Here is a 24,351-nt window from a genome sequence, read left to right on the forward strand (position 1 = left end):
GGCTCAGGGTTTGGAAGGCGGGCGGTTTTCGGATTGCAGACGGCGGAGGATTTCGGAGGTGGAACGGGAGCGGTTCAAGGTGTAGAAGTGGATGCCGGGGACGCCCCCCGCCATCAGTTCACGGCACTGCGCCGCGGCGTAATCGATGCCGAGGCGAATGACGGCCTCCGCATCTTCTTGGATGGCCTCCAGCCGAGCGGCCAGCGCCGTGGGGATTTTGGCCCCGCAGAGGGTCGTGAACCTTTGCAATTGCCCGAAATTGGTGATGGGCATAAGGCCGGCCACGATGGGTTGCCGGATGCCCCGGGCGGCGGCCCGGTCCCGGAAACGGAAAAAATCGTCGTTGTTGAAAAACAGTTGGGTGACGATGAAATCCGCGCCGCTGTCCACCTTGCGTTTCAGGTGGTCGAGGTCTTTTTCTTTGTCCGGACACTCCAGGTGCCCCTCCGGATACCCCGCCACCCCCAGACAAAAGTCCCAGCGTTTTCGGATATGGGCCACGAGCTCGTTGGCATGTTGAAACCCCTGGGGGTGAGGGACAAAGGCGTCCGCCCCTTTGGGCGGGTCGCCGCGAAGCGCGAGAATGTTCTCAACGCCCCGACGGTGAATATCTTCCAAAACGCCGTCGATCTCTTCCCGGGCCGCCCCGACGCAGGTCAGGTGCGCCATGGTTTCGATCCCGATTTCATTTTTGACGGCAGAAACAATGTCCAAGGTCTTTCGGCGGGTGCTTCCCCCGGCGCCCCAGGTGACGGAGATGTAGGCGGGTTTCAACGCCTTTAGTTCCCGGGCCGTCGCCAACACGCGGTCCACGTCTTCGTCGTTCTTCGGGGGAAAGAATTCGAAGGAAAAATGCGTCCGGCCACCGGCCAGCAGGGAAGAAATCTTCATGGTTCGTCAGTGTACCATTTCGCGCCGCAACGGCCTATTTTCGGCCTACACCTTGAACTCGCCGGTGAGGGACAGAAGGACCTCGCGCACTTTTTTAACTTCCGCCGCGGCGGCCGGAGGGAGCCCCGGGATATCGGCCAGGGCCCCCAGGGAGAGATCGAGTTCCGCGGCCCGTTGGCGGTCGGCGATCACCCGCTTTTGCAGGGATTCCACCATGAAATTAAAGGCGTCCCGCATATCTTTGAGCTTATCTTTTGGGCGAAGCTGAATCCGCGTGGTCAAGTCTCCCTCGGCCAGGCGAGACAGGGATTTCTCCAAATTGACGAGCGGGCCCGCCACCCGGTGGGACAACCAGATCGTGACGAACCCCAAGACGAAGGCGAAAACGAGGAGCTGGATCATGGGCAATTTCTGGGCTTTAAGGAAGATTTCGAGCATCCTCGGATCCCAACCCGCCTCTTGGCCGAAACTGAAATAGTAATCGGTGAGGACCATCACGAACGAGAATCCCACGGCGCCCAAAACCCCCAGGACCAGCCGCCCCTGAATTTCCCGATTGACAAAAAAGCGACGCCGAGCGCTGAACAACGATTTTGATTCATTCATTTTGTTTTCCTTTGTTCTTTTCAATTCGTTCGTCCCCATCGGGAAACCCCTGCAGGTCGCGGAGCAAGCCGTCATGCAGGTCGTAGATCCAGCCGTGAACGGCCAGCGGCTGGCCCCGCTCTCGGGCGCGCACGACGATCGGAAGGTTGTTGAGAACCCGAACCTGCTCCAGAACGTTGAACTCACAAAGCTTTTTCCAGCGCGTTTCGTCGTTTGAAAGCGCCGCCAGTTCGGAGGCGCGAGCCTTTCGGATGGCGCGGATCTGGCCGATCCAGCCTTCCAGTGGATTCGTGGTGGGAGGGCCGAAAGCGGCCTGAACTCCGCCGCAACGATAGTGCCCGCACACAATGATATGCGCGATCCCCAAAACATCCACGGCATACTGCAAGACGGCCAAACAATTGGGATCGTCCGGTGGGACGATATTGGCGACGTTTCGGTGAACGAACAGTTCGCCGGGCGCAAGTCCGACGATTTCGTTGGCCGGAACACGGCTATCGGCGCACCCGATCCAAAGGTATTCCGGACGCTGGATTCCGCAAAGACGCTCAAAAAACGCGGGGTCCCGCCGCCTTTGCTCCGAAGACCAGGCGCGGTTATTGGCAAACAGCTGTGGAAGGAAACGCATCCCTACACCCCCTTCCAAAGGAAAAGGGGGACGGTGTCCCCTATTTCCCCATGAGTTTATTGATTTCGTTGAGCAGGGCTTGAATCTTTACGCGTTGGTTAGATTCCAAGGATTGGGTCTTTAGCAGTTCATCGAAGTACTCCCTTGGATAATCAGCCATCCTTGCATCGCCGATGGCAACGAATCGCATGACAAAATCAATCTTTTTCTCGAGAGGCTCCTGCGAGACCAATAAATCCTTCATCTCGCTCATGTAGAATCCATCCGAACGTTGCTTGGCTTTTTTGAAAAGCCACTCAAACTCAGAAGCCACCCATCCGGTCCATGGACTATCGTGATGGCCTTGCAAATCCGCGACCCGGGCCAGCAGTGTGGTGATCCTCGAGGAGGGAATGGGACCCAAATTCGCCTTTAGGACCATTTCGCTTCGTGGTTCGCCATCCGTGAGCAAAGCCGCGCCCAACTCTTTCGCCAGAGGGTCGCCCGCTGGAAGCCTGTTGATGCCGACCCTCAAGCTGTCCTCATAGATCAACCGAGCCCATTTGTGGAAAAGATCCCTCGTGTCGGCCGGCACGCCCGTTGAATTCATGCGACTTTGGAAATCCCACACGCTTTTCTGAGCTTTCACAAGTTCCTCGTGGAAACGGAAACGATCCGTCGACGAAAAAGCACTGGAAGGGCTGGTTGCGGCCACGGCCCTAGTGGCATAGACCGCCGCCGCCCACACGCCCGCGACCGACAATGCGATCATCACTCCCGATGTTATGCGCCTGTTTTTCAAAACACCCCCCTTATACACAAATATTTTTTTCTTAGCCGTTCCTGATGAAATGGATCCCCAACGTTAGAATTCAGCGGCGGGCCACCGTGTGGCCCGTCCGCTGGAATGAATGGTTGGGCAAGTTTTTCTTCATTTAATGCGTTGGTCATAATCCGAATGAGACCCAATCCAAAACCAGAGGTACCCTTCAGGGATAGTCACGGCCAATGCCCGATAAGAAATACCAATGCGAACAGAGCGGAATCTTTTTATGACTTTAAAATACAGGGAAGGATGATGGCCATTTTCTTTGAGGAGCTTAAAATTCTTGTCGGCCAAAAGACGGATGCTTTTGGGAAGTTTTCGGTAGCACTTCCAAAAATCAGGGGAAGCGAGATGGTTCAAAGCTCTTTGACTTTGCCGAGTTTATAAGAGGCCAGTGCTTTTTCCGCTAATCGGTTGAGTTTTCCGGATTTCACGTCACGAGCCATTTGGGTGTCCCACGATCTAGAATCAAATCGTTGAAACCATACCCGAAAAGCGGCTAATCGTGGACGAGGAAGTTTTTTAATTTGACGTTCAATTTCTTGGATGGTCATCACGTCCTCCTTGTTGGAATCATTTTATCATTTAGCCCTTAGCGGCGCCCGTTCTATGCGTACGCCGCACCGCCGGGTTGGGCCGCCATTCACTTGCCCCGAAATTTGGGTGGTTCCTTGCCCTGGCATTTGATCGTTACAGCATCGAGAAAAAATGAATCTTCCGAATCGCAATAGATAGAAACCTGAGTTTTCCAACGAGACGGTTTCAGCATATCTTCAAATTGCCAGCATGTTGCCAGGACTGAATTCTTATCGTCGAGTATCCAAGCTTCACATTTCCAGCTATTGTAGAAACCTTCAAGCACAAAGGGGGTCGTGGCAGTTATTGAGTCTTTGACCGCAACCTCACTTTTATAGTCGAGTCCCCCGCGTTGCTGATGAATAACAAGGGTTTGATCTTTACCAAAGCATATACCGCTACCCGCAAAAAGAAAAAAAAAGGCCCTGATATAATTCTTCATGAAATACTCCGGCCCAACGTTAAAGGTCAGCGGGGCCGCGAGAGCGGCCTCCGCTGGACCGCATTGTTGGACAAGGAATGACACAAGGACACACCTGCCCAACGTTACTATGCGGCTGAAATGAATGAGCCGCGCCCCCAAACTGATTTTGACTTTGCCGTGAGACGATGACGGCGTTGCTTAAAATTGTCACTCTTCTATTTCACTGTAACTGCGTGCCATCTCTGTATGATTCTTGAGAGGTCCAACGGACTAGCTAAGCCGCGATGGCACGCGGTTTGCGCGTGGCATCGTCGGCTTAAGCGCCGGGTTGGGCATTACCTTCGGACCTTCGCGATAACGAACATCGCAACAGTGGTGCCTACCAACCCCCAGAGCTGCCCATAGAAAACTTTGCCGAAAAACGGAGATACGTAGACCGAGCCCCCGCCTCTGCTAACAATGGGAAAAAAGTGCAACGCATCAGGGGTGTGGCTAGCAAGAAAGATGAGGCAAAGGGCTGCGACAGACAGGGCAACAAACTGAAGCACCCAAAAAAGAGTCAGGACGACATCAAGCGGCCGATTTTGCCAGCTCAATCGCAGCACTGAGACCAAATTCGGTTTTGGCATAACCAGGAAATTCATTTACGCTCCATGCCCAACGAAAAAGCTCAGCGGCGCCCGCTGTTGGCGTCCGCTGGAGCGCCGGGTTGGGCACTCCCGCGTGACAGTTTAGAACGTAACTTTCCATATCTGTATCCAACCCAGAGGAACAAGGATAGGCAGTAAACAGCAATCAATGTGATTACAAACCTAGGAAGAGACCAGTGCAACACAGCTGTGTTGAAATGCCATCCAGCAAGGACAAGAATCGACAACGTGACTGAAAGGATTATTCTTTTAATATCCAAAGCGTTACGCCGTTTTGGCGGTGTGTAGGTTTTATACTGATCGCAAATATTTAATAGGTCAGCCAAGCCAATTTCTTTGTCAATTGGCATATCGAAAGGCATCATGAGCGTAGTGCCAGAACCCACACGCATCAAGGGTTTTTGAAACTCATCCCCGTGCAACGTAACCTGGAGTGAGTATCGGTCTGGTGCCTCAAGAGCTATTACAGACCACCTGGGTCGAGGGTCCAATGAGCTTTTTAAAACAACATGGTTACTGTCAGAACCATGTTCAACGTAAAAAGTTGCAGGCCCAAAGCGGTTCTCTAGAGATATTGTCAAATGTTGTGGGTGGGATTTGAGGAGCGTATCCCATCCGGTCGTAAATTAGGCGGCCATTTCCAGTTCAACCCCGTCTTTGAATTGGATCCCTTTCCACACCGCCGTCAACTTTTTGTATCCCCGTAATTTCCGCCACCGCTTCTGCGCCGATTCCGCCAACTTATAAACCATCGTCAACGTCGCGATCCGTGAACCGCATCCCTTCGTTCTTTTTGTCCGTAGACGCACCGTTGCAAATGTCGACTCAATCACGTTCGTGCTTCGAATCGACAACCAATGTTCCGCCGGGAAATCGTAGAACGTGAGCAAACTCTCCCGGTTCCTGTTGATCGTTTCCACCGCCTTCGGATATTTCAGTTCGAACTCTTTGACGAAAGCGTCAAAGGCGGCGTGTCCTTCCTCTTTCGTCGGCGCCAGGTAAATGTCGTGGATCATTTGCTTCCCTTTCCCTTGAAGACTCTTCGGAAGCTTGTCCAGCGCGTTGACTGTTTTATGAACCCAACAAAGCTGGGTCTTCGTGCCGGGGAATTCCTCCGACAGCGCCGCCCAGAACCCCAACGCGCCGTCACCAATCGCCAACTTTGGCCCCTTCGCCAATCCACGCCGTTTTAATGTCCGTAAAACGGACTGCCAGCTTTCCTTCGACTCCCGAAACCCGTCCTCCACCGCCACCAGTTCTTTGGTTCCGTCTTCCTTCGCCCCAATAATCACCAGAATACACTGCCGATCATCGTCCAGCCGGACGTTGAAATAGATTCCGTCCACCCACCAGTAAACATATTCGCTCTTCGATATGTCCCGTCCGATCCATTCTTGGTAATCCTGTTCCCAGATCCGCTTCATCCGCACCACGCTTTCCGCTGAAAATCCCAGCACCTTTTCCCCGACCAGCTTCTCCAGGACTTCCGTGAAATCCCCGTGGAGATCCCTTTCAAATACAGGAACGGCACCAGCTCCTCCAGGTTCTTGGTCTTCCTCAAATACGGCGGGATCAGGATCGACTGAAATCGTGGCTCCCCGTCCCTTTCAGAACCCGGTCGTCCACACGAGGAGGCTCAATGTCCAAGGGGCCGGCTCCGTCACCAAGACCCGCCGGTTTTGTTTTCCGTTGCGGACAATCAACCGATGCCCGTGTTCGTCCACCCGGGCCGCATGGCGTTGACAAAAATATCCACCTCTTCGTTCAGCGCCACTTCCATAGCCGTTGCGCCCCGCGGCGCACGATCTCTTCCAGCGTACCCACCACCCCCTTGCCCTTCTGGTTTTTCTGCCCGAATTGTTTTAACATCTTTCATAAGCGTATCCTCCTGGGTTCGGTGGCGTCAACCACCGGGTTTTTGTTTCCTTTCACCAGACAGGATACGCTTTTCTTTTTTATCCCCTCAACCCCTCACCCACAACTTTTGAGTATATCTCGGTTCTCTAAGGCGGCGAGCAACTTTAGAATCGATTGATTGTAGTCTTTGGTTTCATTCATATTAAAGTGCCCAACGTCATAAGGTCAGCGGGGCGCCCGTGGCGCCTCCGCTGGACCGTCTGGTTGGGCTAAGCTCCTTCATTGGAATGAGATAACACCATTTTTAATCAAGAAGTAAACTACAGTCAGCCCGATGGCCGCCAAAACAATGATTGTGAGCAAAACATTAACGGCAGTCGATGAGCCGAATCCAAGTCTCTTGATTTGTTTCCACTGAAATCGGCTCTGGAATCTCACAAAGTCTTTGCAATATTCGTCAACTATTTGAATAACATCGGTCTCGCTAAGTGTGTCGGGGTAAGCCTCAAATGAGCCAACGCCGGACCGGTATTGTATTACCCACTCATCTACCAGTGATAGGTTCATAATATTCAAAGGTAGCTTGTCTGCAGAATCTAAGGGACTGTTTTCATCAAAAACAAAGAGATCAATATCGAGTTTCTCTCGGTTATCAGCGACAACGCGACTACCAATTAATTCTTTCAGCGGAGTGATCCATTGATCTCTCAGGGAATATTCAAATACTTGGCCATTAATTTTTATCTTCAATCACTTCTCCTAAGGCCCAACGTAAGAATTCAGCGGCGGGCCGCCGTGTGGCCCGTCCGCTGGAATGAATTGTTAGATATGAAATTGCTTAAGTTCAAATCTCTCATATGTTTTTTCAATATGATGGTCGCCGTCATATTCGTTGCAATTTCTACAAGCGAACGACAAATACCACGGCATGAACCAAAACTGTTTGCACTTGGTGCACTTAGCCAATGAGACATCTGTGTCATTCTCGGCGTCTTTAATGACTCCCATTTCATTACCGATTACCACGAGAGTCTGGGGATTCCACCAATCAGGGTTGTTCACGGCCCCAGCAAGAGCTTTCGTTTTCTCAGCGCCAGGAACCAGAGGCCCCTTTACCTCAAGAACAGTGTGAATTTTCGGCAGCCAAAAATCAGGTAAATATTTAATGGAATCGATTTGAAATCCGTTTACCTCATAAGCCCACTCAATCCCGTAGGAATCAAAGGTTAGAGCGTAGCTGGCCTCGAGTTTACTCCTGAATCTAATGTTTTTATAGTTGGTCGGAATCGCTTCCATTCAAATATCTAACGTTGGAATTAAGCCGCGCGGGTGGTGTGTGCCCGCGTCGGCTTGAATGAATTGTTGGGCAAATATGACTTCATTCTTCAGCCTTTTTGTACTCTCGTCTTGCTCAATTATTCTTGTCGGGTTCCTGTTTTTATTTCTGTTTCTTGTGGGGTTCCATCTGTTGGCTTGGGAGGAACAAGTTTCACTTCCTTTGTTTCATCCATTTCAACGGTCCCGCTTACGGTGTAATTTTCTATAGTTTTTCCGCAAAAAATGCGATCAACTTCGATTGAAAAGGCGGTGTCTGCATCCCCCTTGATAAACAAATGCATTGCCGGTTGGGGTTTAACCACAGATATGTGCCGAATTTCTCTCATAGGGCTGGCCGAATCTTCGGCAGAAGCTTCAAGGTCGTTTGACCCACCTATGCATTCCATCGCTACATCGCTTCCAGGAATTTCTTCAACAATGGTTTCGTCATTAAGAAAACCAGTTCGGTGGCCGGCTCCATCCTCCAGCCACACTGAAAATAAATACGCTTCGTTAATCGATCGGTCATGTGAAATACTAAAAACCTCTTGGCATGCCGCAAATAAATTGTTCGGCATAATCGCATATGTTAATACAGACAAACAGAGCATCCTCTTGGCCATGTTTTCATTCCCCCGGGCTCAACGTATGAAGTTCACCGGCGCGTGCCGTGTACGCGTCCGGTGGAACGAATTGTTATGTGACCACCTCTGTCGATACCGAAAACAAAGTTTGATCATAAAATGCTAACGCCCAAATCGATTCGCGCAGATCACTGTTTGCTAGACCGCGCCAGTATCTAAAAATGTCCCCTCCTATTTCCTCTCGTTTTAGAGTCCGTAAAGTTTCATCTTTATCTTGATTCCGATAGAACATTTCTACGCTTAGCTTAACTTTTGAATCCAGGATAATGGATGGGTAATGATGTCTAAATAGTCCACGTACTATTCGTAGGACCACGCGATCAATTCTACTTTTATCAAATTCAACTGCATTTTGCGCTTCGGGGAACAGCGGGTTCATAGATTCCCCAGGTATTGGAACTATGGCTTTCGCTAAAGATTTTCGCAATGCTGGACTTCGCTGAAATGTAGACTAAACGACTTTCTTTTTCCAGATTAATTGCCCAGTTGGGTTCCAATACCCTTGGGTAGTCATCGCAACGCGGAAATATTCATCGTCTAATTTGAACGAATTGTTACATGCCATACAGCAACGAACGGTAATTAGATTTTTCGGTCGAGGAGAGGGAAATAGACATTTGGGTGGAACATGGTCATTCGTCAGGTTTCCAACTGACCCGCAAAGATAACACCCTAATCTATTTTGCACTCTCACTCCGTCACATAACGTCAGAATTCAGCGGCGGGCCGCCGTGTGGCCCGTCCGCTGAAATAATGGGTTGGGCATTTTTTTTTCTCTCTGTGGGTACAAATCAAACTCCCCATCCTTTCCAACCTCGCTTGGTCGCCGTTCTCCCGACGAAAGAACTTGTCCCTGCAACCTCATGTGTAAATGAACCATTTGATGAAATAAGTTTATACACGAATGTGACAGTTACCGTCTTATTGGCGGAATGTTGAATTGGAAATTCTTGTTCGTAATAGGCTGTTTTAAGCACTCCGCCAGAATTCTTCTCAAATTCTATTTTCAATGGTTCTTTGATTTCGAACAAGGTGGTTTGAGAATTGCCAATCACGGTTAGGCTTTTCAGATAAAGCATGTCGTATTTCAACCAGTTTGACCTGTCTTTAGGGGTAACGTGTATTGTTAATCTAAATGGGCTACCCCACCTATCAAGAAACCCCGTATTTGTTGGAGACAACTCCACATAACACTGCATGCCTTCGACTTCTGACGACATTATCGGAGAGCTGTTTCCGGCGCCGCCCGGCCACCTGTCGTTGTCGGGAACTTCACTTGCAGTTCTAGCGTCAATGTAAAAATCAATTTTGGTTGTTGGCAGATTATCGCAAGCCGCAAAGGCCAATGAAAACAATGCAACCGTTAATTGCACTCCGAAGGGGGACTCTAATTTCATTTGGTTTATGCCCAACGAAACAAAATCAGCGGTGCGGCCGCTCCGTGGCCGCATCCGCTGGATTGCCGGGTTGGGCGACTAGGGAACGAATAGCAACACCCCCATCGTAATGCAAGCAAGCAACATCATGCTGTAAATAGTCATCCCGATCCAGAACTTCCTCGGCTGGGGCAAACGCCCGAAAACGAACCCCAGCTTGTTGTGAGATATTTCTCCTATTGTCACCCCGCGGTACAACTGCACCAGACAAAAAATCCCAAGGTAGATCAGAATTGCGGCGCCGAATATTTTGCCTAGCATGTGCCCACCGCCCAACATATATTAGATAGATACACCTCTGCCTTCAATTACACCGCCTAGACAGATCACTGTTAAAAAATGCAGAATTACTGTTGCTCTTGAACGCGCGGTCGGGATAGTTCGCCCGACCTTCAAACCGATTGTTTGGTCCTGATTTTTTTCCGCCGTCAGCCGGACGGATCAGGATCCAGTGAGGTCTGAATGATACACCCGAATCCGGTTTCTTTCAACCCCCCTTCCACGGTGGCGGCGGCCCTGCCAAACGGGGAACCGCCTAAACCGAAACTTTTGGATCAGCTGAAAGAGGCGATTCGGCTGAAGCATTATTCCATTCGGACCGAGCAAAGCTATGTGGATTGGGCCAAGCGTTATATTTTTTTCCATGGGAAAAAACACCCGAAGGATATGGGGGGCGCGGAAGTGGGGGCGTTTTTAACGCATCTCGCGGTTCAGAGAAAAGTTTCGGCCAGCACTCAAAACCAGGCTTTGAACGCCATCGTTTTTCTTTACAAACATGTTTTGAACAGGGAGTTGGGGTCCATTGGTGAGACGGTGCGGGCCAAAGTCCCGGACCGGCGGCCGGTGGTGATGAGCCGGCCAGAGGTGGAGCGGGTTATTTCCCATGTGGAGGGCCCGTCGCGTCTACTGGCGGAGCTCCTTTATGGGACGGGGATGCGGCTCATGGAGTGCCTTCGGCTTCGGGTGAAGGACATTGACTTTGATTTGAACCAAGTGGTGGTGCGCGACGGGAAAGGCGGGAAGGACCGCGTGACCATGCTTCCTAAAATTCTTCGGCCCGTTTTGGAAAGGCATTTGGCGGGGGTCAAAGCGCTTCACGAGCGGGACCTGGCCGAGGGGAACGGGCGCGTTTATCTTCCCAACGCCTTGGGGGAGAAATACCCGAACGCGGATCGGGAATGGGGGTGGCAATACGTGTTTCCGGCGCGAGGATTGTCGAAAGACCCGCGCACCGGAGTGGAGCGACGGCACCATTTGCACGAGACGACTTTGCAAAGCGCGGTAAAACGCGCGGTGCGCATGGCGGGGTTGACGAAGCCCGCCAGCGTGCACACCTTTCGTCACAGTTTCGCCACGCATCTTCTGGAGGCCGGCTACGATATCCGCACGGTCCAAGAACTCTTGGGGCACAAAGACGTTAGCACGACTATGATCTACACCCACGTTCTGAACCAAGGCGCCCGCGGCGTTCGAAGCCCGTTGGATAATATGCCTGTCTCGAGAACGACGGTCGAGGGGCTTAATTGACGTACTATGGATAATACGAATTTCGTTCGATATCGTACTGTGAAAAGTACGCCGGGGGTTCGCCACGAGACGGACGATTTTAGAAGGGACCGATGTCGGATTCAGGTGCGCCCCTTCTGGTATTGGGCTTTGGATAAGGGATTGGTTTCTCAATGACGATTCAACACGATCTTATCGTCGTGGGGGCGGGGCATGCGGCCATTGAGGCGGCGCTGGCGGGCGCGAGGCTGGGCGTTTCGACGCTCTTAATCACCCTCGACAAAACCAAGATCGGGCAGATGTCTTGCAACCCGGCGGTGGGGGGCGTGGGCAAGGGACAGGTGGTTCGGGAGATCGACGCTCTGGGTGGCGAGATGGCCCGGGCGACGGACCGGGCAGGCCTTCAGTTTAAGATGCTGAACCGCGGCAAGGGGCCGGCGGTTTGGAGCCCCCGGGCCCAGTGCGATCGGGCGCTGTACCGCGGCGCCATGACGGGGACGGTTTTAGGCCAGCCGAACCTGACCGTTTTGGAAGACGAAGTGGTGGCCGTTTTAACGGAGGCGGGGCGGGTAACAGGGGTGCGGGCGGAACGGGCGGGTGACATCCGCTCCCGCGCGGTGGTGATTGGGGCGGGAACCTTTATGAAAGGCCTTTTGCACAGGGGGTTTACGACCACCCCGGGCGGGAGGATTGACGAACGACCGTCCGCCCATCTGTCGGACTGTTTGCGGGCGCTGGGGTTTGAGGTGGGACGGCTCAAAACCGGGACGCCGCCGAGGTTGGATGGGCGGACCATTGATTACACGAAATGTTTGCTGGCGCCGGGGGATGAACCGCCGATCCCCATGAGCCATTTCACGCCGTCGCTTCCCCAACGGCAACTGCCTTGCTGGCTCACGCGGACCACGGAAAAATCCCACGAGGCCATTCGGAAAAACCTCGATCGGTCTCCCCTCTACACGGGGCGGATCAAAGGGTTGGGGCCGCGCTACTGTCCGTCCATCGAGGACAAAGTGGTCAAGTTCCCCCACCACGACAACCACCAGGTCTTTATCGAGCCGGAGGGGTATGACACGGACGAGGTGTATGTGAACGGCCTTTCCACCAGCCTGCCGGAGGATGTGCAAGAATGGATCGTTCGAGCGGTGCCGGGGCTGGAGAACGCCCGGTTCGTCCGTTACGGTTACGCGGTGGAGTATGACTTTTGTCCCCCCACCCAGCTCAAATCGTCCTTGGAGACAAAGGCCATCGCCGGGCTCTTCTTCGCCGGGCAGATCAACGGGACCACCGGATATGAAGAAGCGGCGGGGCAGGGGCTTATGGCGGGGATCAACGGGGTTCGGTTTTTGCGCGGCGAGGAACCCTTCGTGCTGGGTCGGGACGAGGCCTACATTGGCGTTATGATCGACGATTTGGTAACTAAAGGGACGGATGAGCCCTACCGGCTGATGACGTCCCGGGCCGAGTACCGTTTGCATTTGCGCTGGGACAACGCGGACCTCCGGCTGATGGACCACGGCCGACGGGTGGGGCTGGTTTCGACGGGGATGTACGATCATTTCGTAAAGTATCGCGGACGGCTCTGGGAGGCCGCCCGGGAAGCTTTGCCGAAAGATGCGGAGTCCCGTTTTTTCGAAGACCTGCCCGAAGCGGAATCGTCCACCGGACAGGACCCCGTTCATGGGGCCACCCCCGACGATACCCCCTGGGGCGACGGGCTGGTTCGGCGCCAAGTGGAAATCGAACGCCTGTACTGGGGCTATTTAAAACGCGAGCGGGCCGACATCGCGAAATTTCGCCGGATGGAATCACGGCGCATTCCGGAGGATTTCAACTATGACGGCGTCCATGGGATCCTGACGGAAGCCCGCCAAAAGTTGAACCGAGTTCGCCCCGAGTCCTTGGGCCAAGCCGCCCGAATTCCGGGCGTGACCCCGGCGGACGCCAGCATACTGTTGGTTCATTTGGAGCGACGGCGGCGCGAGCGCGCGGAGACGAAATGACGTTGCTCACGGACGGGAAGAGTTTCGGGTAATGGCGACGATCATCCCTCCCGACTGGAACATGTTTTCTTTGGCCCTGGCGGGGCTAGACCTCCCGGACGATTTTTTTGTCCTGGCGGAGGGATTCCTGAAGGACCTCGCCGCCATCAACCGAGACCTCAACCTCATTTCATTTTCAACGGAGCGGGAACTTCGAACCCATGCCGTGGACGCTCTGCAAGTCCTGCGGGTTCCGGGCCTAGGCGAAAGCCCCAAGGTCATCGACGTCGGCACCGGCGGAGGTTTCCCTGGAGTTCCGTTGGCTTTGGCGAGACCCCGGTGGACCCTTCATCTTTTGGATTCGGTTCGGAAAAAACAGGCGGCGGTGGCTTCCCTATTGACCGCCCGCCGGACCACCAACGCCGAGGCGCTCTGGGGTCGGGCGGAAGATCTGGCCCGCCAGGTTCAACATCGAGAAACCTACGACGTGGCCCTCTGCCGGGCCGTGGGTCGCCTATCCACCGTGATGGAACTGACCCTCCCGCTCTTGAGGGTGGGAGGGTTGGCCATCCTGCACCGGGGGGCCGAGGCCCGGGAAGAATTGGCGGCGGCCGCCAAGGCTTTGAAGGAGCTGGGCGGCCGGGAAAACGCTGTTATTTCCTACCGCCTTCCTGACCTTGAAAAAGAGAGGCTCATTATTTGTATTGAAAAGACAATTCAAACATCAACGGCCTATCCCAGGCGCTCTGGAATGGCGGCAAAGAGGCCGCTTTAATAAATTGCCCGGCAAAGTGAATTATATGGCTCATTTTTGTGGGATATTGAGCCTGGTATGTAGTGAATCATTTTTCCAGGCAGAATCAGATGCAAAACCTTCGACAATTTTTTATGCTAAAAAAACGTATTCAATTATAGATGCAAACACATGAGACATAAGATTCTTGGGTTTATCTTCGTCCTTTTCGCCCTCTTCGGCGCCTGGTGGTGGTCGCGTTCAACGCCTTGGGCGAGGGCCCAACGCGCCCTGAATCGAGCCCAGCCGGGGGAGGCCGTGGAGATTGCAGTGGAAGCACTCGAATCGAAATCTTGGTCCCCGGAAAGGGAAGAAGCCCTTCGGGAACTATTGGCCAAGAGCTATTTGGAAAAGGGCGCCCTGGAACCGGCAGAGAAAGAGATGCGGACTTTGCGCGAAAAGTTCCCCAACAACTTTTTTGCGGCCCTGGGGCTGGGGATTATAAATCTCGTGAACGATCGAGTGTCCTTTGCCATGGACTATTTGGAGGAAGCCAACCGTCTTAACCAGAAAGAACTTCTTCCCTATGAACTTTTAGCGCGCCTCTTGGGTGACCGGCAGGAATACATGAAAGCGGAAACCGTTATATCCGCCGGCCTTAAAATATTTCCAGACAACGCTCGGCTGTGGGAACTGAACGCCGACCTCTTGGCGGACCAGGGGCGCTACCAAGCCGCCCTAGCCCAGTACCGTCCGCTCGTGGAGGCGGCGCCCAAAGACCAATCTTTACGTCAAAAAATGGCCTATGCCTTTCTCTTCTCCGGGGAGTTGGAACCTGCCTCCGAAATCCTTTCCACCCTTCGCCCCCCCACTGGGACCGACGAAGGGATTGAACTCCTCTTGGCCAGAATCCGGGCCGCCCAGGGCCTGCGAAACGATGCCGATGCCATCGTCGAGAGGATTTTCCGAGAAGACAATGGACGGGTGGACGCCGGCATGGCCTGGGCCGTTTCCCTGGCTGCGAAGGGGCGAACAGAAGAGGCGGAGAAGGTCCTGGCCACCATCGGAAACCGGATCTTGCCGCTGGGCGCAGGCGATTTGGATTCCTGGTCCGGGGAAACGCTTAATTCCATGGAACGGCTCCAGACCCTGCGGAAGGTGGCGCGGAATCAACACGTTTTGCTGGCTGAAACCAGAGCTTCCTTGGCGCAATTCGCCGGCAAATACAGCGAAGCCACCCGCCACCTGGAAGACGCCATGAACCTGGACCATGGCCGTTTCGAGACTCTCGCCCAAATGGCCGAATTGGCCCGTTTGAAAAAAGAGCCGGAAGTGCGCCTGCAATGGGCTAACCGCGCCATGTCTATCTACAAAGATCATCCCGCCGCACTATTGCTCAGGGCCCAGATCTTTCTGGACCTGCGCCGAACCCCGGACGCCATCCTGGACGCCCGGGCCGTGGCGGACGCTTATCCACAGCTGGCTTTGGCTCAGGCCCTTCTGGCTCGGGCCTGGTTGATTCAAAAAAATCCAACGACGGCGCTGGCCGTGGCGGATAAGGCCGTGCGACTGAACGCCGGAAACCGCGAGGCCCAACTCGTGTGGGCCCTGGCCCAATCCGCTCTGGGGCGGGATCGAGAGGCGGAAACCGCCTTTCGCCGGGCCATCGAGATAGACCCCCGTTACGCGGAAGCCCGGCACGAGTGGGGCCTTCGGTTAAAAGCCCAGGGGCGGCTTCGGGAGGCCCAGGTTCAATTTCAGGAGGCCGCGAGGCTGGAACCCGTGAATTACAAAATAAACCGATGATCCCTTTAAAAGACAACGTCAGAAGCCGTTCTTTCCCCTTTTTCAACATTCTGCTGATTCTTGGAAATATCGCCGTTTTCTCCGTGGAGCTTCGCCAACCTTCCCCCCAGGCTGTGGAACGGTTCTTCTCCCAGTGGTCCCTCTTGGCCGCACCGCTGGTACGACATCCTTGGGAAAACTGGTATCGAGTGATCACCAGCATGTTTCTTCATGGGGGATGGCTTCATTTGATTGGAAACATGCTTTACCTGTGGGTTTTTGGCGGGAACGTCGAAGACCGCGTGGGGCACCTGCGCTACCTGGTCTTCTATCTGGCGGTGGGTTCCGCGGCGGCTTTTTTTCAAGTGGGTCTGAACCCGGCCAGCACGGTCCCCATGATCGGGGCCTCCGGCGCCATCGCTGGAATCATGGGGGCCTATTTCGTTCTTTATCCGAGAGCCAAGGTCCTGACCGTGGTCCCTATTTTTGTTTTCCTTCGCATCGTTGAAATACCCGCCTTCTTCTTCTTGGGTTTTTGGTTCCTCCTCCAGGCCTTCCAAGGTTACGGATCGCTCCTGCGAACGGCCGCTGGCGCCGGGGATGTGGGCGGAGTGGCCTGGTGGGCCCACGCGGGTGGTTTTGTGGCGGGGTTTGTGTTCATTTTTTTCTTCCGGCAATCGGCCCGGAAAAAAGCCATCTTCTCTTAGATTGTTTCACGGGAAACATTTTGCAGGCCGGTTCCCGGCCATGGGCCCGGAAACGGAATGTTTCACGTGAAACAGGGCGTGAGCCCGGCCTTCCCGGAGAATTTGGAAGGAACGCTTCTTTGGCGGGTTGACAGAACGCCGATTTCGGTATAACCTTGCCTTCTGGCAACAAGAAAGTTGGCTAAACAGAGATCATCATCTATTTCAGCGAGAGGGCTTAAACCAACATGGACGTTGAAATCCCAAAGGTCTCTCTTTCTCCCCAAGAAAACGAAATGGATATCTTGATTCGGGCCCGCTACCCCCTCATATACATGGTGAGCTGGGAGGAGGCCCGGGCCGAGGCGCTTTTGGCCCGGATGGCCCAGCGGCAAGGCAAGAACCTGTTCTTCTGGTCCGCCACACGGGGCTTGGCGGAGCACCCTTTCCCAGGAACAGGCAATGCCGCCGATCCGATTCAAGCCTTGGAACAGGTGGCTGTGTCCAAACAAAAAGCCCTCTTCGTCTTTAAAGATTTTCACCCCCATTTGCAGGACCCCAAGGTTATTCGCCGACTTCGGGATCTGGTGACAGATCTCAAATCGAGTTACAAAACATTGGTTTTCCTTTCCCCCCTCCTCACGATCCCCTTGGAACTTGAAAAAGATATCACCGTCATCGATTATGACCTCCCCGACTTTGGTGAGATGGCCTCCCTGGTGGATGAGTCCCTGGCCCAAGCCAAGGGGAAGGTCCCTTTTGAGTTCAACGCCGACGACCGAGAAAAAATCGTCCAGGCCGCGCTGGGCATGACTCTTTCCGAAGCCGAGAACGCCTTGGCCCGCTCCATCGTGGACGGGCCCACCCTCACGGTGGAAGAAATCAAAGATACCCTGCTCAAAGAAACCAAACAAATTATCCGCAAGTCCCGCCTTTTGGAATATTTTGAGGCCCAGCAGGCCTTCGCTGACATTGGCGGTCTGGACCTGCTTAAACATTGGCTGGAAAAACGCGGCAATGGGTTCTCGGAAAAGGCCCGCAAGTTTGGCCTTCCCGAGCCAAAAGGCATTTTGTTGATGGGGGTCCAAGGATGCGGCAAATCATTGACATGCAAAGCGATTAGCGGTCTTTGGAAACTGCCATTGCTCCGTTTGGATATGGGCTCCATCTTTGGTCAATACGTCGGCCAATCCGAGGAAAACATGCGGAAAGCCATCAAAACGGCGGAATCCGTAGCGCCCTGCGTTCTCTGGCTGGACGAAATCGAAAAAGGATTTTCCGGGAGCCAGTCCTCCGGCGCGGTGGACGCCGGCACCACCAACCGGATTTTCTCCACTTTTTTGACCTGGCTTCAGGAGAAGCAAAAACCGGTCTTCGTCGCCGCCACGGCCAACAACATCCAACAGCTTCCCCCGGAACTCCTTCGGAAGGGCCGCCTGGATGAAATATTTTTTATCGATCTGCCGACGGAAACGGAGCGGGCCGATATTTTTTCCATTCATTTAAAGCGGAAGGGCCGCGCCCCCGCCGCTTTCAACCCCCCCCTCCTGGCCCGCCTGTCCAACGGGTTTTCCGGCGCGGAAATCGAGCAGTGTTTGGTGGAAGCCCTCCACAACGCCTTCGCCGAAAACCGCGAGGTTTCCCAGAACGACCTGGAAACCGCTCTCCGCGACACGGTCCCCCTTTCGACCACCATGGCCGAGGACATCAGCGCCATCCGCGCCTGGGCCCAGGAACGGGCCCGGCCCGCCTCCTCGAGTCCCACTCCGAATTCATAACACCATGTCCCCCCCCGTTTCGACCACCTGGAGCACAACGATTCCTTGCCTCCGCATATTGAAAAAGCCATCGCCAAATTGCATCGTTTCAATCATCTCGAAATCGGCGATATCTCCCCCCTCCCCCCTATTCATTCCCCGCCCAAAGGGGATCCCTGCGGACACTGCGGCCAAGCCAACGAGCCCGGCCGCACCTTTTGTTGGGCTTGCTACAAACCGCTGAAAGGAGCGCCGCCGTCCTTAAAAGAAGAGGTGTTCACCGTGGTCGTCAACGGCGCCACCTACCGGTCCGACCAACCCGATCTGGCCGCGCCCATCCAACGGCTGATGGACCGCGTGCGACGGGATGGCTATAGCCCAAAAGTCGCGGCCCAATGGGCCGCCGCTGAAGGCAAAGAAATCACCAACGCCTCCGAGTTCGAGACGCGGGCCGCGGAAAAACCAGGGGTTTCCATTGTCCGCGTCGACGACCAGGTCTATCGCTCCGACGATCCTGCCCTCCCGCCCGAAATGCGGACGCTTCTGGATTATCTCCGCACCCACGCCGTCACTCCAGAACTGATGGAACGGCTTCGCCGCGCCGGGGCCCAGGTGAAATACCGCCCGGCCAACACGCTTTCCCCCTCCGACGGCGACCTGGATTTTTGGTCCACCGTTCGCCGAAAAACAAACGCGCCCGCGGTTCCCTCGCCCGCGTCGGGAGGCTTGACGATCGATTCCGCGTCTTTATGGAAATGGATCCCCCGCGTCATCGGGGCCGTGATTTTCCTATACTTGTTGAAGAATGGATGCCGATAACGTGAAGCGACTGATGCGCCGCTGGGCCGGGGGGCTGTTGATTTCCTTCGCGGCCCTGCCGCTTTTCGCCCAGGGCCGGCGTCCGCCCTGGCCCGCCGCCTCCGTCAACACGGTGGTGGACGGCAACGTGCGAACCGGCGTCCAGGTGTTCACTATCGAGGAAAACCCCTGCCTCTCTCTCCGCACCATTAAACAGGTGTTCGGGGGCCGCGTTCAATGGAAGCGGGTGTCCCGCCGCATCGTTTACCTTTCCGAGGGCCGCACCGCGGAGTTCACCTTGGACGTCTCCACCGCCGTGGTGGGGGGAAAAGCCTTGCCCCTGGCCACGCCCCCCCGCGCCTGGGGAAGCGACGTGTTCCTCCCGGTCTCTCTCCTCGTCACACCGGAGTTCCAAAGTCTGGTCGCCTCCCAAGTCCAATGGAACGCGGCGCGGAGAAACCTGACGGTGGATCCCTCGCCCGCGGTATCATCGCCCCGCTTTTATTCCTACCCCAACAAAAGCCGCCTCACCATCGACATCGGACCCCACGTGGATTACCGCGTTCTCGCCCACCGAGACAACATCCTCACCCTGCGGTTTTACGGCGGCCGCGCCCGGGAGTGGGAAAAAGTGTCGGTGGACGACGGGGCCATCGCCTCCGTCGAGGTGGACCCTCGCGCCCGCACAACCGACGTTATTGTTACCCTCGGCGCAGGAACCGCCGACCCTGCTATTTATTTGGAAGAATCCCCGCGCTCCGTCGTGGTGGAGGTTCTCCGGGCCGGCGCCCCGGGCAAACCCGGCTCCGCGTCCACCCCGAAAACGGCCCAGCGGCCCCCCCGCCCCGGGACACCGGCCCTCCCGCCGCCGGAACTGTCCCCGCCGGACCGGGCCCGCCCGCGGGCGGACATCGACGCCCCCTATCTCGCGCTCTCGCCCATCCGCACCATCGTCATCGACCCCGGGCACGGGGGGAAAGACGTGGGCGCCGTGGGCCCGAACGGAACGCTGGAGAAAGACGTCAATCTCCAAATCGGCCTGGCCCTGGCCAAACTGCTGAACAAAGAAGGCCGGTTCAAGGTCATCCTCACCCGAGCCAACGACAGTTTCGTCACCCTCCAGGACCGGTCCTCCATGGCCAACAAAGCGAAAGCGGACCTCTTCATCTCGCTCCACTGCAACGCGGGACTCAAACGCGAATCCGGCGGATTTGAAGTTTATTTCCTTTCTGAAAAAGCCACGAACGACGAGGCCGCCGCCGTGGCCCGACGGGAAAACGCCGTCGTCGAATTGGAAGGGGTGGCCGGCAAGGCCCGGGAAGAGCTGGAAGGCCTCCTCTGGTCCTTGGCGCGAAACGAGCACATGAACGATTCCTCCGCCATCGCCGTCCACATCGACCGCCAAATCACGAAACGACTTTCCATCGGAAACCGGGGCGTTAAACAAGCGGGTTTCTACGTCCTCCGCGGAACCTCCATGCCCGCCATTTTGGTGGAGTCCGCCTTCATCACGCACCCCAAAGAGGAGGGACTTTTACGTTCCTCCCGCTTCCACGTCAAGCTGGTGGACGCCCTCTACGCGGGTCTTCTGGACTACGAAAAACAACGGATCAACGCTCGCCTTGGAAAAACGTCGGCGGGGGGGAACTGATTGAAAAACCCGGCCCGTCCCATCGGCGTTTTTGACTCCGGGGTGGGGGGACTGACCGTTCTGCGCGCCTTGACCGCCCTCCTGCCCCGCGAAAGTTTCATTTACGTGGGAGATACGGCGCGGGTTCCTTACGGCAGCAAGTCGCCCGAGGCGGTACGACGTTTTTCCCTGGAAATCGCCCGGTTCTTCCGTCGGAAAGGGGTCAAGATGATGGTGACCGCCTGCAACACCGCCAGCGCCTTGGCCCTGCCGGAACTGCGCGCGTTCATGCCCGTCCCGGTCTTGGGCGTCATCGAGCCCGGCGCCCGGGCCGCCCTCGCCGCCACCCGGTCCGGCCGGGTCGGCGTTATCGGAACCGAGGCCACCGTCCACAGCCGCGCCTACGAGAACGCCATCAAGCGTTTGGACGGAACCATCCACGTTTTCAGCCGCGCCTGCCCGCTGTTCGTTCCGCTGGTGGAGGAAGGCTGGGTCCGCCACGACATCACGCGTCGGGTCGTGAACCTTTATTTAAAACCTTTGCTCAAAAACAGGATCGACACGCTGGTCCTGGGGTGCACGCACTACCCGCTCCTCAAACCCACGCTCCGTCGGGCGGTGGGGGGGGTGGAACTGATCGATTCCGCCGACGAAACGGCAAAAGCCGTCCGCACCCGCCTGGAGCAAGACGGTCTGCTTCTGCACGGGGGTGCCCGGGGCCGTTTGTCTTACTTTTCCTCCGACGATCCCCTCAAGTTCGCCCGGCTCGGGTCCCGTTTTGTGGGGTGGGACTTGCCGGAGGTGCGGCGGATCCGGCTTGAAGGCATCGACGGCTGATGGCCGGAAAAGCCGTCGTCCTCCTTTCCGGGGGTCTCGACTCCGCCACGGCGCTGGCCTGGGCCCAGCGGAAAAAGGCGTGGTCCTGCCATGGGCTCCTCTTTGATTACGGCCAACGCCACCGGCGGGAATTACGCGCGGCCCGGGCGGTGGCCCGACGGGCGGGGTGTCCCATCCGCGTGGTCCGATTTCGCCTGCCCTGGGGCGGATCCAGTTTGTTGAATCCCTCGATCCCGATCCCTTCCCACGCCCTTTCCCGCATCGGCCAGGGGCCGATCCCCAACACCTACGTCCCCGCCAGGAACACGATATTTATCGCCTTCGCCCTCTCCTGGGCCGACACGCTGGGGGCGGAACACATCGTGATCGGCGCCAACGCCCTGGATTACTCGGGGTACCCCGACTGCCGGCGGCCCTTTCTCCGTGCCATGCAAACCGTCGGCCGGTTGGGAACCCGGCTCGGGGCGGAGAAAAAAAAACCGCTGCGCCTCTGGGCCCCGCTCCTCCGCCTGAGCAAAGCCGCCATCATCCGGCAAGGGATCGCTCTCCGGGTGCCGTACAACCTCACGTGGTCCTGCTATCGAGGCGGGGCCCGCCCCTGCGGCGCCTGCGATTCCTGCCGGCTCCGGGCCGAAGGATTCCGGATCGTCGGCGCTCCCGACCCGGCGCTTTAACTCTTCTCGACGGAATTTGCTATCCTGACAGCGGCGAGGTTCGCCCCTTCTTATGATTTCCGACCCCAACGATTTCAAAGACGTCCCCGCTCCCCCGGACGGCCCCCCCGCGCCCCCGCCCACCGGCCGCGTCGTCGAGATGTTCTCCACCCTTCAGGGAGAGGGCCTTCACGTGGGCCAACGCCAGCTTTTCATCCGCCTGGCCGGCTGTTCCTGGCGGTGCCGTTATTGCGACACGCCCGACAGCCTCACGCACGAAGGGCACGAGACGCTCACCGTCCACCAAGTCCTCCACCGCGTGCGGGAACTTCAGGCCACGCGGGACCATGCCGTGGTGACCCTCACGGGGGGGGAACCCCTCTTGCAATCCGATTTTTTGGCCGCTCTCCTTCCGTCGCTTAAAGAGCTGGGGCTCCGCACGTATCTGGAAACCAGCGCGACCCATCCGAACCTCTTTCGACCCCTGGCGCCCTGGTGCGATGTCATCGCCGCCGATATCAAGCTCCCCTCCGCCATCGGGCGACCCTTTTGGGCCGAGCATGAAGAATTCCTCCGCATCGCCGGAGATCGCGCCTTCGTCAAAATTGTTCTCACCGCCCAGACCACGGAAGACGAAATGGAAACCGCCGTCAACTTGCTCTCCCGCCTGACCCCCGTCCCGCCGCTGGTGCTTCAACCCGTCACCCCCATCGCCGACCTCGACGTGCGGTTCCAGGACCCGGGGTCCGCGGCGCCCATGCAAATCCTCCCTCCGCCGCCGGCACGGCTGGTGGGGTTTTGGGACTGGGCCCGCCAACGGATCCCCGTGGTTAAACTGATTCCCCAAATGCATCCCGCCTGGGGCCTTCCATGACCTTCCGTCGATCGGGCCGCGGCGGAACCCGTCCCGCCGCCGAAAAAGAGTCTCCCGCGCGGCCTCTTCCGCCCCCTCCCGGCGCCGACGCCCGCCCGTTCGTCCGGCTTAAACCCAACGAAGACCGCCGCGTCCGACGGGGACACCTGTGGATTTTTTCCAACGAGATCGACCAAGCGGCCGAGGGCCTGGAGCCCGGCGCCGAAGTGGAGTTCCTGACCTCCCGGGACGAGCGCCTGGGCGTCGGTTTTTACAACCCCCGCTCCCTGATCGCCGGACGCCTTTTGGGCCGCCGCGAAACCGTCTTCGACACCGCTTTTATCACCACCCGTCTCCAACACGCCCTGGACCTCCGCCGCCGTTTTTTTACCGACGACGCCTTCCGCTGGGTTCATGGAGAATCCGACGATCTGCCCGGCCTCGTCATGGACCGCTACGGCGATGTCTGTGTGATCGAATCTTTCGCCGCCGGCATGGACCGGCTTCTCCCCGCCATCCTGGAGGCGGTGAAATCCTTCGGCCCCTGGCGGGCTCTGGTTTTGCGGAACGACGCCTCCGCCCGGCGGTTGGAGCATTTGCCGGAGGAAGTGAAGCTCTTGGAGGGAACGCTGGAAACTCCCCACTGGTTTCTCACCGACGGAGTGACCATGGCCGCGGACCCGCTTCAAGGCCAGAAAACCGGCTTCTTTTTCGACCAACGGGCCAACCGCGCGGCCGTGGCCGCCCTGGCGCCGGGCCGGACCGTTTTGGACGTTTTCTGCCACACCGGCGGGTTCGGCCTTTGGTGCGCCAAAACCGGCGCGGCGCGGGTGCTGGGCATCGACCGTTCCGTCCCCGCCCTCGAACTCGCCCAGCGCACCGCCGAAAAGAACGGTTGGGCCCCGCGATGCGCCTGGGAAAAAGCCGACGCCTTCGAATACCTGACCCAATCCAAGGAAACCTACGACATCGTCGTCATCGACCCGCCCCGCTTCGCCGCCTCCAAGAAAAATCTGCCCGAAGCGATGAAGGCCTACATTCGCCTAAATCTCCTGGGACTTCGCCGCGTTTCCGGCGGCGGTTTCCTGGCCACGGCCAGTTGTTCCCAGCACGTGAGCCGGGAAGACTTCCGCCAAATCCTGGCCCGCGCCTCCCACGAATCCGGGCGCAAGGTGAAAGTGGTTTACCAAGGTGGCGCGGGCCCGGACCACCCCGTCCGCCCGTCCATGCCCGAAACCGACTACCTGAAGTTCGCCATTTTGCACGTCGTCTAAAACCTCCCCGTCCTCCACCCCGG

The 24,351-nt window shown here is 56.6% G+C and carries 24 protein-coding genes; 12 read left to right on the top strand and 12 right to left on the bottom strand.

Annotated elements, in window-relative coordinates; genetic code table 11:
* Positions 1–3 precede the first annotated feature (3 nt).
* From metF to IPP35_07090, 12 genes are all read right to left on the bottom strand, one after another.
* Positions 4–891 (bottom strand): methylenetetrahydrofolate reductase [NAD(P)H], encoded by an 888-nt coding sequence (metF, locus tag IPP35_07035; protein MBL0058852.1) that lies wholly within the window; start codon positions 889–891, stop codon positions 4–6.
* Positions 892–936: 45 nt separating this feature from the next.
* Positions 937–1,497: a methyl-accepting chemotaxis protein gene (locus IPP35_07040; protein ID MBL0058853.1), complete on the bottom strand. Its 561-nt coding sequence runs from the start codon at positions 1,495–1,497 to the stop codon at positions 937–939.
* Positions 1,490–2,125, bottom strand: a complete 636-nt coding sequence (locus IPP35_07045; protein MBL0058854.1) for a carbonic anhydrase — start codon at positions 2,123–2,125, stop codon at positions 1,490–1,492. Before IPP35_07045 ends, IPP35_07040 begins: the two co-directional genes overlap by 8 nt.
* 40 nt (positions 2,126–2,165) lie before the next feature.
* Positions 2,166–2,906 (bottom strand): hypothetical protein, encoded by a 741-nt coding sequence (locus tag IPP35_07050; GenBank protein MBL0058855.1) that lies wholly within the window; start codon positions 2,904–2,906, stop codon positions 2,166–2,168.
* A gap of 380 nt (positions 2,907–3,286) precedes the next feature.
* Positions 3,287–3,487: a hypothetical protein gene (locus IPP35_07055; GenBank protein ID MBL0058856.1), complete on the bottom strand. Its 201-nt coding sequence runs from the start codon at positions 3,485–3,487 to the stop codon at positions 3,287–3,289.
* Between the two features lie 86 nt (positions 3,488–3,573).
* Complete coding sequence (locus tag IPP35_07060) at positions 3,574–3,948, bottom strand: hypothetical protein (protein ID MBL0058857.1); 375 nt, start codon at positions 3,946–3,948, stop codon at positions 3,574–3,576.
* Positions 3,949–5,206: 1,258 nt separating this feature from the next.
* Positions 5,207–6,169: an IS256 family transposase gene (locus IPP35_07065; GenBank protein MBL0058858.1), complete on the bottom strand. Its 963-nt coding sequence runs from the start codon at positions 6,167–6,169 to the stop codon at positions 5,207–5,209.
* A gap of 110 nt (positions 6,170–6,279) precedes the next feature.
* Positions 6,280–6,456 carry a hypothetical protein gene (locus IPP35_07070; GenBank protein ID MBL0058859.1) on the bottom strand — a complete coding sequence of 59 codons (177 nt, stop codon included), beginning with the start codon at positions 6,454–6,456 and terminating at the stop codon, positions 6,280–6,282.
* A gap of 260 nt (positions 6,457–6,716) precedes the next feature.
* Entirely contained in the window at positions 6,717–7,187 is a 471-nt protein-coding gene (locus IPP35_07075; GenBank protein ID MBL0058860.1) for a hypothetical protein, read from the bottom strand.
* A 72-nt stretch (positions 7,188–7,259) separates the two neighbouring features.
* A complete protein-coding gene (locus tag IPP35_07080) occupies positions 7,260–7,733 on the bottom strand; it encodes a hypothetical protein (GenBank protein MBL0058861.1) in 474 nt (157 codons plus the stop codon).
* A gap of 119 nt (positions 7,734–7,852) precedes the next feature.
* Complete coding sequence (locus IPP35_07085; GenBank protein ID MBL0058862.1) at positions 7,853–8,356, bottom strand: hypothetical protein; 504 nt, start codon at positions 8,354–8,356, stop codon at positions 7,853–7,855.
* 833 nt (positions 8,357–9,189) lie between these two features.
* Positions 9,190–9,795 carry a hypothetical protein gene (locus tag IPP35_07090; GenBank protein ID MBL0058863.1) on the bottom strand — a complete coding sequence of 202 codons (606 nt, stop codon included), beginning with the start codon at positions 9,793–9,795 and terminating at the stop codon, positions 9,190–9,192.
* A gap of 501 nt (positions 9,796–10,296) precedes the next feature.
* Between IPP35_07090 and IPP35_07095 the strand changes: the two genes are divergently transcribed.
* The 12 genes from IPP35_07095 to IPP35_07150 all read left to right on the top strand — a co-directional run bounded on the left by IPP35_07095 (position 10,297) and on the right by IPP35_07150 (position 24,328).
* A complete protein-coding gene (locus tag IPP35_07095) occupies positions 10,297–11,361 on the top strand; it encodes an integron integrase (GenBank protein ID MBL0058864.1) in 1,065 nt (354 codons plus the stop codon).
* A 152-nt stretch (positions 11,362–11,513) separates the two neighbouring features.
* Positions 11,514–13,343, top strand: coding sequence for a tRNA uridine-5-carboxymethylaminomethyl(34) synthesis enzyme MnmG (gene mnmG, locus IPP35_07100; GenBank protein MBL0058865.1), 1,830 nt, complete (start codon positions 11,514–11,516; stop codon positions 13,341–13,343).
* Positions 13,344–13,374: 31 nt separating this feature from the next.
* Positions 13,375–14,097 (top strand): 16S rRNA (guanine(527)-N(7))-methyltransferase RsmG, encoded by a 723-nt coding sequence (gene rsmG, locus IPP35_07105; GenBank protein ID MBL0058866.1) that lies wholly within the window; start codon positions 13,375–13,377, stop codon positions 14,095–14,097.
* Positions 14,098–14,247: 150 nt separating this feature from the next.
* Complete coding sequence (locus tag IPP35_07110; GenBank protein ID MBL0058867.1) at positions 14,248–15,861, top strand: tetratricopeptide repeat protein; 1,614 nt, start codon at positions 14,248–14,250, stop codon at positions 15,859–15,861.
* Positions 15,858–16,547: a rhomboid family intramembrane serine protease gene (locus IPP35_07115; GenBank protein MBL0058868.1), complete on the top strand. Its 690-nt coding sequence runs from the start codon at positions 15,858–15,860 to the stop codon at positions 16,545–16,547. Before IPP35_07110 ends, IPP35_07115 begins: the two co-directional genes overlap by 4 nt.
* A gap of 227 nt (positions 16,548–16,774) precedes the next feature.
* Positions 16,775–18,304, top strand: coding sequence for an AAA family ATPase (locus IPP35_07120; GenBank protein MBL0058869.1), 1,530 nt, complete (start codon positions 16,775–16,777; stop codon positions 18,302–18,304).
* Between the two features lie 45 nt (positions 18,305–18,349).
* Entirely contained in the window at positions 18,350–19,102 is a 753-nt protein-coding gene (locus tag IPP35_07125) for a hypothetical protein (GenBank protein MBL0058870.1), read from the top strand.
* Position 19,103: 1 nt separating this feature from the next.
* Entirely contained in the window at positions 19,104–20,732 is a 1,629-nt protein-coding gene (locus IPP35_07130) for an N-acetylmuramoyl-L-alanine amidase (GenBank protein MBL0058871.1), read from the top strand.
* Positions 20,733–21,548 carry a glutamate racemase gene (locus tag IPP35_07135; protein ID MBL0058872.1) on the top strand — a complete coding sequence of 272 codons (816 nt, stop codon included), beginning with the start codon at positions 20,733–20,735 and terminating at the stop codon, positions 21,546–21,548. It begins immediately after the preceding gene.
* Positions 21,548–22,222 carry a 7-cyano-7-deazaguanine synthase QueC gene (queC, locus tag IPP35_07140; GenBank protein MBL0058873.1) on the top strand — a complete coding sequence of 225 codons (675 nt, stop codon included), beginning with the start codon at positions 21,548–21,550 and terminating at the stop codon, positions 22,220–22,222. Before IPP35_07135 ends, queC begins: the two co-directional genes overlap by 1 nt.
* Positions 22,223–22,274: 52 nt before the next feature.
* On the top strand, positions 22,275–23,075 hold the full coding sequence (locus IPP35_07145; protein MBL0058874.1) for a 7-carboxy-7-deazaguanine synthase QueE: 801 nt from the start codon (positions 22,275–22,277) through the stop codon (positions 23,073–23,075).
* Positions 23,072–24,328, top strand: coding sequence for a class I SAM-dependent rRNA methyltransferase (locus IPP35_07150; GenBank protein MBL0058875.1), 1,257 nt, complete (start codon positions 23,072–23,074; stop codon positions 24,326–24,328). The genes IPP35_07145 and IPP35_07150 overlap by 4 nt, the downstream gene beginning before the upstream one ends.
* Positions 24,329–24,351 lie beyond the last annotated feature (23 nt).

The sequence above is a fragment of the Elusimicrobiota bacterium genome (genome assembly GCA_016721625.1).
Lineage (GTDB): Bacteria > Elusimicrobiota > Elusimicrobia > FEN-1173 > FEN-1173 > JADKHR01.

What these genes read in the sequence shown, in the direction of transcription:
- metF (MBL0058852.1), bottom strand. Translation starts at nt 891, where the DNA reads ATGAAGATTTCTTCCCTGCTGGCCGGTGGCCGGACGCATTTTTCCTTC.
- IPP35_07040 (MBL0058853.1), bottom strand. Translation starts at nt 1,497, where the DNA reads ATGAATGAATCAAAATCGTTGTTCAGCGCTCGGCGTCGCTTTTTTGTC.
- IPP35_07045 (MBL0058854.1), bottom strand. Translation starts at nt 2,125, where the DNA reads ATGCGTTTCCTTCCACAGCTGTTTGCCAATAACCGCGCCTGGTCTTCG.
- IPP35_07060 (MBL0058857.1), bottom strand. Translation starts at nt 3,948, where the DNA reads ATGAAGAATTATATCAGGGCCTTTTTTTTTCTTTTTGCGGGTAGCGGT.
- IPP35_07070 (MBL0058859.1), bottom strand. Translation starts at nt 6,456, where the DNA reads ATGAAAGATGTTAAAACAATTCGGGCAGAAAAACCAGAAGGGCAAGGG.
- IPP35_07080 (MBL0058861.1), bottom strand. Translation starts at nt 7,733, where the DNA reads ATGGAAGCGATTCCGACCAACTATAAAAACATTAGATTCAGGAGTAAA.
- IPP35_07090 (MBL0058863.1), bottom strand. Translation starts at nt 9,795, where the DNA reads ATGAAATTAGAGTCCCCCTTCGGAGTGCAATTAACGGTTGCATTGTTT.
- IPP35_07095 (MBL0058864.1), top strand. Translation starts at nt 10,297, where the DNA reads ATGATACACCCGAATCCGGTTTCTTTCAACCCCCCTTCCACGGTGGCG.
- mnmG (MBL0058865.1), top strand. Translation starts at nt 11,514, where the DNA reads ATGACGATTCAACACGATCTTATCGTCGTGGGGGCGGGGCATGCGGCC.
- rsmG (MBL0058866.1), top strand. Translation starts at nt 13,375, where the DNA reads ATGGCGACGATCATCCCTCCCGACTGGAACATGTTTTCTTTGGCCCTG.
- IPP35_07110 (MBL0058867.1), top strand. Translation starts at nt 14,248, where the DNA reads ATGAGACATAAGATTCTTGGGTTTATCTTCGTCCTTTTCGCCCTCTTC.
- IPP35_07115 (MBL0058868.1), top strand. Translation starts at nt 15,858, where the DNA reads ATGATCCCTTTAAAAGACAACGTCAGAAGCCGTTCTTTCCCCTTTTTC.
- IPP35_07120 (MBL0058869.1), top strand. Translation starts at nt 16,775, where the DNA reads ATGGACGTTGAAATCCCAAAGGTCTCTCTTTCTCCCCAAGAAAACGAA.
- queC (MBL0058873.1), top strand. Translation starts at nt 21,548, where the DNA reads ATGGCCGGAAAAGCCGTCGTCCTCCTTTCCGGGGGTCTCGACTCCGCC.
- IPP35_07145 (MBL0058874.1), top strand. Translation starts at nt 22,275, where the DNA reads ATGATTTCCGACCCCAACGATTTCAAAGACGTCCCCGCTCCCCCGGAC.
- IPP35_07150 (MBL0058875.1), top strand. Translation starts at nt 23,072, where the DNA reads ATGACCTTCCGTCGATCGGGCCGCGGCGGAACCCGTCCCGCCGCCGAA.